General features: G+C 63.2%; 9 protein-coding genes. 4 read left to right on the plus strand and 5 right to left on the minus strand.

Annotated elements, in window-relative coordinates; translation table 11 throughout:
• Positions 1 to 33 precede the first annotated feature (33 nt).
• Positions 34 to 657, plus strand: coding sequence for a thymidine kinase (locus ACNPM8_RS08415; protein ID WP_105658007.1), 624 nt, complete (start codon positions 34 to 36; stop codon positions 655 to 657).
• 621 nt (positions 658 to 1278) lie between these two features.
• On the opposite strand, the gene ACNPM8_RS08420 is transcribed toward ACNPM8_RS08415, so the two are convergent.
• The 4 genes from ACNPM8_RS08420 to xylA are packed head-to-tail and all read right to left on the minus strand — an operon-like array spanning position 1279 to position 5779.
• Positions 1279 to 1812: a TetR/AcrR family transcriptional regulator gene (locus tag ACNPM8_RS08420; RefSeq protein WP_448939642.1), complete on the minus strand. Its 534-nt coding sequence runs from the start codon at positions 1810 to 1812 to the stop codon at positions 1279 to 1281.
• Between the two features lie 33 nt (positions 1813 to 1845).
• Positions 1846 to 3114 carry an FAD-binding protein gene (locus ACNPM8_RS08425; protein ID WP_448939643.1) on the minus strand — a complete coding sequence of 423 codons (1269 nt, stop codon included), beginning with the start codon at positions 3112 to 3114 and terminating at the stop codon, positions 1846 to 1848.
• Between the two features lie 9 nt (positions 3115 to 3123).
• Positions 3124 to 4551: a xylulokinase gene (gene xylB, locus ACNPM8_RS08430; protein WP_448939644.1), complete on the minus strand. Its 1428-nt coding sequence runs from the start codon at positions 4549 to 4551 to the stop codon at positions 3124 to 3126.
• A gap of 40 nt (positions 4552 to 4591) precedes the next feature.
• Positions 4592 to 5779, minus strand: coding sequence for a xylose isomerase (gene xylA / locus ACNPM8_RS08435; RefSeq protein ID WP_448939645.1), 1188 nt, complete (start codon positions 5777 to 5779; stop codon positions 4592 to 4594).
• 130 nt (positions 5780 to 5909) lie between these two features.
• Between xylA and ACNPM8_RS08440 the strand changes: the two genes are divergently transcribed.
• Complete coding sequence (locus ACNPM8_RS08440) at positions 5910 to 7145, plus strand: ROK family transcriptional regulator (protein WP_448939646.1); 1236 nt, start codon at positions 5910 to 5912, stop codon at positions 7143 to 7145.
• Here the strand turns inward: ACNPM8_RS08440 and ACNPM8_RS08445 are convergent.
• Positions 7130 to 7939, minus strand: coding sequence for a MerR family transcriptional regulator (locus ACNPM8_RS08445; protein WP_400343170.1), 810 nt, complete (start codon positions 7937 to 7939; stop codon positions 7130 to 7132). The genes ACNPM8_RS08440 and ACNPM8_RS08445 overlap by 16 nt on opposite strands.
• Positions 7940 to 8115: 176 nt before the next feature.
• Between ACNPM8_RS08445 and ACNPM8_RS08450 the strand changes: the two genes are divergently transcribed.
• Together ACNPM8_RS08450 and ACNPM8_RS08455 are read left to right on the plus strand one after the other, a co-directional pair.
• Complete coding sequence (locus ACNPM8_RS08450; RefSeq protein WP_105657920.1) at positions 8116 to 8769, plus strand: Pr6Pr family membrane protein; 654 nt, start codon at positions 8116 to 8118, stop codon at positions 8767 to 8769.
• Positions 8770 to 8924: 155 nt separating this feature from the next.
• Positions 8925 to 10214 carry an adenylosuccinate synthase gene (locus ACNPM8_RS08455; protein WP_388024618.1) on the plus strand — a complete coding sequence of 430 codons (1290 nt, stop codon included), beginning with the start codon at positions 8925 to 8927 and terminating at the stop codon, positions 10212 to 10214.
• Positions 10215 to 10244: the final 30 nt, after the last annotated feature.

Here is a 10244-nt window from a genome sequence, read left to right on the forward strand (position 1 = left end):
GTTGGCAGGCACCGCAACTTTCGAGGAGCAATGGTGGCCAAGCTGTATTTCCGCTACGGAGCGATGAACTCGGGCAAATCCACGAGCTTGCTGCAGGCTGCCTTCAACTACGAAGAACGCGGCCAGCGTATCCTGCTGGCCAAGCCGGGAGTCGACACCAAGGGCGAGAAATCAATCGTTTCCCGCCTGGGAATTGAACGGGAAGTCGACTTCAGCGTGGGGCCGGAAGAGAACCTCCGCGAGAAGTTCGCGGCCCATTGCCTCGGCGATGACCCTGATGCCTTGCTGCCGCATGTGGATGCGCCGCCGGTAGCCTGCCTGCTGGTCGACGAGGTGCAATTCCTCTCCCGCACCCAGGTCGATGATCTGCTGCGCATCGCCGTGCTCGATGATGTCCCGGTGCTCGCCTACGGTATCCGTACCGACTTCCGCACCCGCGCCTTCCCGGGGTCGGCACGCTTGATGGAACTGGCGCACTCGCTTGAAGAGCTGAAGACCATCTGCCGTTGCGGGCGCAAGGCCATGTTCAATACCCGCAGATCAGGTGACCACATTGTTTTTGACGGAGACCAGGTCGCCATCGACGGTGAAGAGGTCTGGTACGAGTCGCTGTGCGCTGCCTGCTATCTGGAAGCATCCGGCGGCAAGCTGAGCTAGCTCAGCAGCCTTTCGGACCGGCAGCCAGCGGCCGGTCTGCCCAGTGGCGGCTAGTCCGGTAGCAGTCGAGTGCCGCGTTGCGCCGATAGGCACGACCATGCGCGCACCGATCGATGCGCTCCTGTGCCGGACAGTGAAACATATGCCCGGCATCGGACAAGCGCGGGAACGATACGACCAGCTCGAAGAGCAGAATGGAAATTCATCCCCCTGGCCTTGCCTCCGGCGCATCAGGATCCCTCGAAGGCGCAAAACCCATGGCGGAAAGAACCGCCTGCGTCCGGCCGCAAGCACATGCCAGCGGTTCCAGGAGGGAGCCGTGAACAAGGATTGATGCATGATGCGATCGAGCAACGGCGTTCTGCAGGAGCTGTTGCCTTGGCAGTGCTCCACGACCTGGCGCGCAGGACGCCCAACCGTACCAGGATTTCGCGCAGCAACGGATCGCCGCCGCTCGGATGTGCGGCACGCCAGTGATTGCGCGTTGGGTGGCTGATATGGCCTTGGCCGAGTTCGCGTAACTGGAGATCCAGTGCAAAGCAGCCTGGCTGCTTGTCGACTCGGTGCAGGAAGCGAAGGACTACCTGGCAAGTTTGGTTGAGGACGCCCCGGCGCGAGGCGCTAGCCGATGAGGCCGGCAACGGCCCGCTGCAGGCCCCAGTCGAAGCCGTCAGCCAGGGGTGCATCGACATCGAGCTGCACGAGGTTCTGGCGGTAGGCGACCGAGCCGAGCACGTGGTTCAGCAGCAGCTGCTGTCCATGGCGGGCATTTTCGGCAGGCAGCCCTGCTGCTTCCAGCAGGGTGCGAAGCTGCAGCACCGGCTGGAGCCCGGTGGCCTGCATTGCGGTGGCGACTTCGATGACCTCGGGGCTGTCCTGGATCGGCAGCAACGCGAGGTAGAGTTTGCGCGCCAGCTGCAGGATTGCCTCGGATGGGGAATTGTAGTCCTCGGCATCCACCGACAGCGCAGGGGTGTTCAGCAGCTGGGCGGCAACCTGCGCCAGCAGCTCCTGCTTGTTCTTCACATGCCAGTAGAGCGCACCGACCTGGACATCGAGTTCCTTGGCCAATCGGCGCATCGACAAATCAGCCAACCCGAACTGTTGCAGGATGCCGACCGCGGTGTCCACGACCGTTAACTGAGTCAATGCCATGGTGACAAGTCTAGTCGCAACGCCTGTGCGCGTTCAGGCTCCAAACACCGTGCGGTCCAGGAAGTCGTTGCGGAACTTGCCGGACGGATCCAGGCGCTGCGCCAATGCAATGAAGTCGTTGAACTTCGGATACAGCCCGGCCAGCTGCGCGCCGGTGGCTGCGAAGAGCTTGCCCCAATGCGGACGTGCCGCAAAAGGTACCAATGCTTCCTCGATCCGTGGAAGGAGCGCCTCGACTGCCTCCTGCTGGGGCTTCCATGTGAAGTGCAAGGCAATGCCGTCACGGCCGTAGTTTCCACTGAGCCACAGGTCATCGGCGGCAATGGTGCGCACTTCCGAGACCAGCAGCAGGGGAGTGATGGCGGGAGAAAGCCTGCGGACAGCCTGGATCGCTTCGACTGCGTGCTCGCGCGGAACCAGGTATTCGGTCTGCAATTCATCGCCGGCACTGGGGGTGAAGTCCATGCGGAAATGCGCCAAGCGATCCGACCATGCACCGGCCTGGCCCAACTGGATGCTGCAGATCCCGCCGTCGGCGCCGGGCAGCGGGTGCAGCGCAGCGGTCGCCGGGAACCCGCCGAATCGGCCCTGGTCAATATGCTCTGCCAGCGCGTCGCCAACGCGGCGCTTGAGCCAGGCCTGGCCTACCTGCTCGCCGCTCCAGTCAGTGAACAGGCTGACGCTGTAGGCCGAAGCCTGAATGGTGTCGAAGTCCTCGAGCACCTTGTCCCAGGACAGGTCCTGGTAGACGGTCTGCTCCACCTCGAAGCTGGGCACGATATCCAAGGTGAGGTGGGTCAGCACGCCCAGCGCACCCAGGCCGACCACGATGCCATTGAAATCCTCGCCGCCGCGCTTCACGCTCAGCTGCGAGCCATCGGCCAGCACCAGTTCCACCGCGCGCACGGCGGTGGCGAGGTTGCCATGGGTTTCGCCGGAACCGTGGGTTCCCGTGGATACTGCCCCGGCAACCGAAATATGCGGCAGGGAGGCGAGATTGTGCAGGGCATAGCCGGCGCGTTGCAGTGCATCAGCCAGGGCGCCGTAGGCGGTGCCGGCGCTGACGCGCACGGCCATGGCCAGCTCATCAATCTCGATGGCTTCTGGCATCTTGGCCAGAGAGATCATCAGCTCCTGTGTATCGGCGATGTCATTGAATGAATGGCGCGAACCCAAGACCTTCACGGATTTTGCAGCACGCACCAGGTTCCGCAACTGTTCAAGGCTGGTGGGGTAGAGCAGTTCTTTGGCCCGGTATTCAAGATTTCCGGCCCAGTTCAGTTCCCTGTTGCGCAGTTCCACGGCTATTCCCTACTTGTCGAGCCACTGGCTGGAAACCAGTGCGCGGTAGCGTTCCAGTACCTGCGGGGCCGGTTCCATCGCCGGGACTTGGGCAGTGCCCTGTGCCCAGTGGGGGAATTCTCCGGCCAGGACGCCGGCCGCCTGGCGGGCGGCTCCATCGGCCACGTATTCGCCCGGGGCGGGGACCAGGATTGGCAAGCCCAGGATCTGTGAGGCGATCTGCTGGACCGCGCGGGACTGCGCGCCACCGCCGACCAGGATGACACGCTGGGCTTGGACACCTTGCGCTTCCAGTGCGCGCAGGCCGTCGGCCAGCGAGCAAACTACCGCTTCCACCGCGCTGCGGGCCAGATTCGCGGCGGTGTAGTTAGCTCGGGTAATGCCATGCAACGAGCCGGTGGCCTCTGGCAGGTTAGGGGTGCGCTCGCCGTCGAAGTAGGGCAGCAAGGCCAGGCCGTCGCAGCCCGGGGCGGCGGACAGCGCCAGGTCATTGAATTCTTCGAGGCTGGCCTGCAACAGGCTGGCAGTGGCGTCGAAGATGCGGGTGGCGTTCAGGGTGCATACCAACGGCAGGTAGTTGCCGGTAGCGTCGGCGAAGCCTGCCACTAGGCCGGAAGCATCTGCCGAGGGGGAATCGGCAACCGCGAAGACGGTGCCGGAGGTGCCCAGGGACATCACCGCATCGCCCACCTTGGCGCCTACGCCCAATCCGGCTGCGGCGTTATCGCCCGCGCCGGCACCGATCAATGCGCCAGACGCGGTGCGGCCAATGGATTCCAGGGGCCCTGCAACGGCTGGCAGCAGCGGGGCGTGGCCCAGGTGCTGCTCCAGCGCCTCGAGGTCGTAGGCGTTTTCGGCCGGACGGTAGTATCCGGTGCCCGAGGCATCGGAGCGATCGGTGCGCAGGGCGGCCAAGCCTTCGGCGCCGCTGCCCGGACCGTAACCGGCCAGTCGCCAGGACAGCCAGTCGTGCGGCAAGCAGACGGCGGCGACCTTGGCGGCGTTTTCCGGTTCGTTGTCCTTCAGCCAGCGCAGCTTGGTCAGCGTGATCGACGAGACCGGGAGGGTGCCGGTGCGCTGTGCCCAGTACTTGGCGCCGGCTTCCATATCGCCGTCACCGGCATCGGAAATGATGTCGGCGGCGGACTGGGCGCTGCGGGTGTCATTCCACAGCAGCGCCGGACGGATGACGGTGCCCGATTCATCGAGCACCACCATGCCGTGCTGCTGCCCACCCACCGAAACTGCGGCTACATCATCCAGGCCGCCGGCCTGGGCGATAGCAGCCTGCATCGCAGTGAACCAGAACTCTGGATCCACTTCGGTGCCCTCAGGGTGCGAGGCACGTCCGGAGCGGATCAATGCGCCGGTTGCGGCGTCGCGGATGACCACCTTGCATGATTGGGTGGACGAGTCGATGCCGGCAACGAGCGTCATTGTTCGGGCTGCTTCCTTCGGTGGGGTGGGTATGCGGGGTTTAGCGGGCGTTGAGCAGGTGCTCGATAGCCAGCTGGTTCAGGCGGATGAACGCGAAGTTGCGCTGCGCCGCGGCGTTGGCGTCGAAGTCGGCGAAGCTTGCCGCATCGTTCATCAGCTGTGCTGCGGTTTCGCCAGCGTTCAGGGTGGTTTCGCCAAGTTCGAAGACACCGGAAAGCTTCATGGCTTCCTGTACTTCTGGATCTGCGCGGAATGCCTGTGCGCGTTCCTTGAGCATCAGGTACATGGACATGTTGGCCTTGGCCGAGTCCCAGACGCCATCGTAGCCGTCGGTGCGCGATGGCTTGTAGTCGAAGTGGCGGGGGCCATCGTACTTGGGTCCGCCGGTTGGGAAGCCGTTCTCCAGCAGGTCAACGGTGAAGAAGGCGCTGGTCAGATCGCCGTGGCCGAAGACGAGGTCCTGGTCGTACTTGATGCCGCGCTGGCCGTTGAGGTCGATGTGGAAGAGCTTGCCTGCCCACAGCGCCTGGGCGATGCCATGGGTGAAGTTCAGGCCAGCCATCTGCTCGTGGCCGGTTTCCGGGTTCAGGCCAACGATGTCGCCGTGTTCCAGCTTCTCGATGAAAGCCAGGCCGTGGCCAACGGTGGGCAGGAAGATGTCGCCGCGTGGTTCGTTTGGCTTCGGCTCCAGCGCGATGCGCAGGTTGTAGCCCTTGTCCTTGATGTAGCCGGCCGCGGTGTCCACGCCTTCGCCCATGCGGTCCAGTGCTGCTGCCAGGTCCTTGGAACCATCGTATTCGGAGCCCTCGCGGCCGCCCCACATGACGAAGGTTTCGGCGCCCATCTCGGCTGCCAGGTCGATGTTGTGCAAGACCTTGGCCAGTGCGAAGCGGCGGATCGAGCGGTCGTTGGAGGTGAAGCCGCCATCCTTGAACACCGGGTGGCTGAACAGGTTAGTGGTCACCATCGGGACCTTCAGCCCGGTTTCCTCCAGTGCTGCACGGAAGTCCGAAAGGATCTGCTCGCGCTGGGAAGCGGTGGCGTCAAAAGGAATCAGGTCGTTGTCGTGGAAGGTGATGCCGTAGGCGCCGAGCTCGGCCAGCTTGTGGACAGCTTCCACCGGATCCAGGTTCTTGCGGGTGGCGACACCGAAGGGATCGGCACCGGTCCATCCCACGGTCCACAGTCCAAAAGTGAAGCGGTCGGCGGCGGTTGGCTGAAGAGTCATGGGATGCATCCTTGGATCGGGGGTTGGCTGATGCCATTTAGTTTATGTCCTGAACTATATGGGTGGTGATGCGCTAGAGTCAATAGCGAGCAGTGAACGATTCGTCCCAAAAAATTCTCAAGGAGAAGGCATGCGCCAACCAGCGTCTAGCGCCCGTGCCGCAAGCTCTTCGGCCCCGGGTAACGTCGGAGACGTGCGCAAAGCCAACCTGGCCAGGGTCCTATCGGTGGTCGCAGGCGCAGGGGAAGACCAGCGGTTATCACGCGCCGATATCGCCCAACTCAGCCAGCTCACCAAGGCCTCGGTCTCCAGCCTGGTCGCCGATTTGCTGGCGGCCGGACTAGTTATCGAAATTGGCGTGCACCGCGACGGGGAACGCGGGCGGCCCTCGGTGGGGCTCATCCTGAACCCCGCACGCTGTGTCATGGGCATGGAAATCAACGTTGACTACATAGCCGCCGGGCTGGTGGACCTCAGCGGCAAACTGCTGGCACACGAAATCCTGCCCAGTGCCAACCACAGCTCAACAGCCAGCGAAGTGCTCGCTGCGCTGGGAGAGCTGAGTCAAAGGCTCCAAGCTGCCGCCCGGGCCCAAGGGCTAATGATTCTCGGCGGCGGGTTGGCTGTTCCTGGTTTGGTCAACGAGGAGCGGTACACCGTCCTGCAGGCCCCCAACCTCGGTTGGGTGGAGCAGGAACTGGATGTCGCGGCATTGCTGCCCGAACCCAAAACCCGCTTCAGGCTCTTCAACGAGGCCAACGCCTCGGCGCTGGCCCAACAGCAATTGATGGAGGCCCAGGACCGCGACTTCCTCTTTGTCTCGGGGGAAGTGGGCATTGGCGGCGGATTGATAATCGACGCTGAACTTTTTGCCGGTCCCCAGGGACACGCCGGTGAACTCGGGCATGTGGTGATTGCCCCCGAGGGCAGGGCCTGCAGCTGCGGCGGTCGTGGATGCTTGGAAACCATTGCCGGGCAGGAAGCGATCCTGGCTGCCGCTGATCTAGGGGCGATGGTCGATAGCGCCTCGCGCCAACGGCGGATCCACCAGCTATTCCAAGCGCTGGAAACCGGAACCGAACCCGCGCTGAGCGCGGTAGCCGAGGCCGGAAAATCCTTGGGAATTGCGGTGGCCTCGGCCATGCGCCTGTATGACGTTTCCACGGTAGTCTTTGGCGGGCACTTTGCCGCCCTGGAACAGTGGCTACGTCCTGCCATGGAAGCCAGCCTCCAGATGCACGCGCCGAGCATCGCCGGCCAGGCTCGACTGCTGTGCTCGCCGCTGGGCCAAACAGGTGCGCTGGTCGGTGCCGCGCGCAGCGTGGCGGGGGACCTGTTGGAGGCCCCGCATCAGCTGGTGGGTTGAGAAACGCCTACCGGCTGCTGCAGTTCGGTCACCCAATCACCTTGGTCTTCGGAGATGGCACGCACGTAGACTTCGCGGCACGGACCGGTCGGAACCAAACCGCGGGCTAGGACTTCTTCGTGCACGGCCTGCCAGCTTTCATGGATGGTGTCCATGGAGCCGAGGTGCACTCCGCAGATGGCTTCGGGCACCGCGGGGAGCTCGATGATTTCGACATCGGCGAGGTTGGGAGCGTTAGTGGCGTATCCGGCAATGACCTCTACTCCATCCTCAGTTCCGTTGTATTGCGCAATGGGCGTGGCAAGGCTTTGGCCCTGAATGGACTGCGCGATTCTGTCGAAGAGTGGGCCGATGCGACCAGCGATTTCAGGTTGCTCGGACACCGTGAAGCGGCCTGCGGCCAAGCGCACTGCGGGCAGTGGCTTGTGGATGATTTCAATGCGTGACATGAGATTCTCCTTTGAGATCAAGCGCAGGCGCCGTTGCACATCCTGCAGCCGCTGCGTGGCCAGCCGGTGTTCGGCCTCGACCTGCGCGGCACGATTCTGCAAGTGCTCAGCAATCTTTTTCGCGGTGGCTCCCTGATCCAGGATCAGGGAAACCTCTTCCAGGCCGAAACCCAGCTCGCGCAAGGCCACGATCTGGTGCAAGCGCTGGAGCTGGGAAGGGTCGTAGGAACGGTAGCCGCTGCACGGGTCTACGTGGGCGGGCTTGAGCACCCCGGCGGTATCCCAGTGCCGCAGCATGCGGTGGGTAACCTGGCCGATCTGCGCAAACGCCCCGATGGATAGCATGCTTCAGTTCTCCGCCCTCACACTGTGTCAGGGTCAAGCCCTTGGCTGGTTCTGGAATAATTGTTGCATCGCGAGAGTTCTCCCGGGCGGTTTTGACGGCCGGCAAAGTTCCGGAATCTCCGAGCAGCTACGCATGAATCCTTGGATGAGGCAGCAGCTGGCTATAGTCTTCCAGGGTGAAGACCCGTCAAACCGCCTTGCGCTTCCTCAACCTGGCTCGGATACTGTGGGCGCTGGCCACCCTGGGCGCTATCGTGGCGACCTACGCCGACACTGCCTCACGGGGCCCGGTGCAGCCACTGAATTTCTTTGGCTACTTCACCATCCAGTCGAATCTGGTGGTGGTTCTGGTCGGGCTTATCGCAGGACTGATGGGCCTAGCCAAGGGTGCTTCGATGCCCCGCTGGGTTGTGGGCCTGCGTGCCATGGCGAGCGTGTGCATGGTCGTGGTCGGGCTGATCTACCTCACGCTGCTGGCACCCTTAGGGGCCGCAGGCGGGGTTCCGCTTCCTTGGGCGAATTGGGTAATGCATATTCTCGGTCCCCTGCTGGTTCTGGCCGATTGGCTCTTGGCCAGGGACCGTACTTCCCTGTCCTACCGGGCGGTGCCGCTATTGCTGATTTACCCGTTGCTCTGGACCGGGGTAGTGCTGATTCGCGGAGCGTCCGATGGATGGGTTCCTTACCCGTTCCTCGACCCGGATCAGGGATACCCCGTCATTGCCCTGTACGTTGTTTCCATTGCCGTGCTCTTCGCGGGAATAGCTTTTCTGGTTGTCGCTTATGGCCTGCGTGGGCGACATCGTGACGTGCAACTCGAGATTCGCTAATCGTTTCGGTAAACTTTGGTCGTAAGAGCCCCTAACTCTTGCAACGGACCTTCAGGTTTCAGTGAGCAGGACAGGGGCATATTTTTTGTCCGGCACCGGGCCGGGACGGCGCTAAGCACGCCGCAACCGCTGCTTTAAGCAAGGGGGAGGATCCCATGCCAGCAATCGTGATCGTCGGAGCCCAATGGGGCGATGAAGGCAAAGGAAAGGCTACCGACCTGCTCGGTGGCAAGGTCGACTATGTAGTGAAGCCAAACGGCGGCAACAACGCCGGGCACACCGTGGTCGTAGGCGGCGAGAAGTACGAGCTCAAGCTCCTTCCTGCCGGCATCCTTTCCCCGAACGCCACTCCGATTATCGGCAATGGCTGCGTGGTGAATCTTGAAGCCCTCTTCGAAGAAATCGACGGCCTGGAATCGCGCGGCGCCGACACCTCGAAGCTGCGCGTTTCGGCCAACGCCCACCTGGTGGCCCCGTACCACCAGACCATGGACAAGGTCACCGAACGCTTCCTGGGCAAGCGGGCCATCGGCACCACCGGCCGCGGCATCGGCCCCGCCTACATGGACAAGGTCGGACGCCTGGGCATCCGCGTGCAGGACGTCTTCGACGAATCGATCCTGCGCCAGAAGGTCGAAGGCGCACTGCGCCAGAAGAACGAGCTGCTGGTCAAGATCTACAACCGCCGCAGCGTCGAGGTCGAGGAAATCGTCTCGTACTTCCTGTCCTACGCCGAGCGCCTGCGCCCGCTGGTCATCGACTCCACCTACGAGCTGAACAAGGCTCTGGACGAGGACAAGGTCGTGCTGATGGAAGGCGGCCAGGCCACCTTCCTGGACGTGGACCACGGTACCTACCCATTCGTGACGTCCTCCAACCCGACTGCTGGTGGCGCGTCCGTGGGTTCGGGCATCGGCCCGACCCGCATCACCCGCTCCATCGGCATCATCAAGGCCTACACCACCCGCGTGGGTGCTGGTCCGTTCCCTACCGAGCTGTTCGACGACATGGGCCTCTACCTGCAGAAGACCGGTGGCGAATTCGGCGTAAACACCGGACGCCCGCGTCGTTGCGGTTGGTACGACGCCGTGCTGGCTCGCCACGCTTCGCGCGTGAACGGCTTCACCGACTACTTCGTCACCAAGCTGGATGTGCTCACCAACATTGAGCAGATCCCGGTATGCGTGGCCTACGACGTTGACGGCGTGCGCCACGACGAAATGCCGATGACGCAGACCGAGTTCCACCACGCGAAGCCGATCTTCGAGTACTTCCCGGGCTGGACCGAGGACATCTCGGGTGCGCAGAGCATGGAAGAGCTTCCGGAGAACGCCCGCAACTACATCCTGGCCCTGGAGAAGATCTCCGGCACCCGGATCTCCGCCATCGGCGTGGGACCGGACCGCGATCAGACCATCGTGCGCCACGATCTGATCCAGGACTAGTTCCTGTAGCCAAGGAGCCGCCGGAGTTCA

It is taken from the genome of Glutamicibacter sp. AGC46, assembly GCF_053543715.1.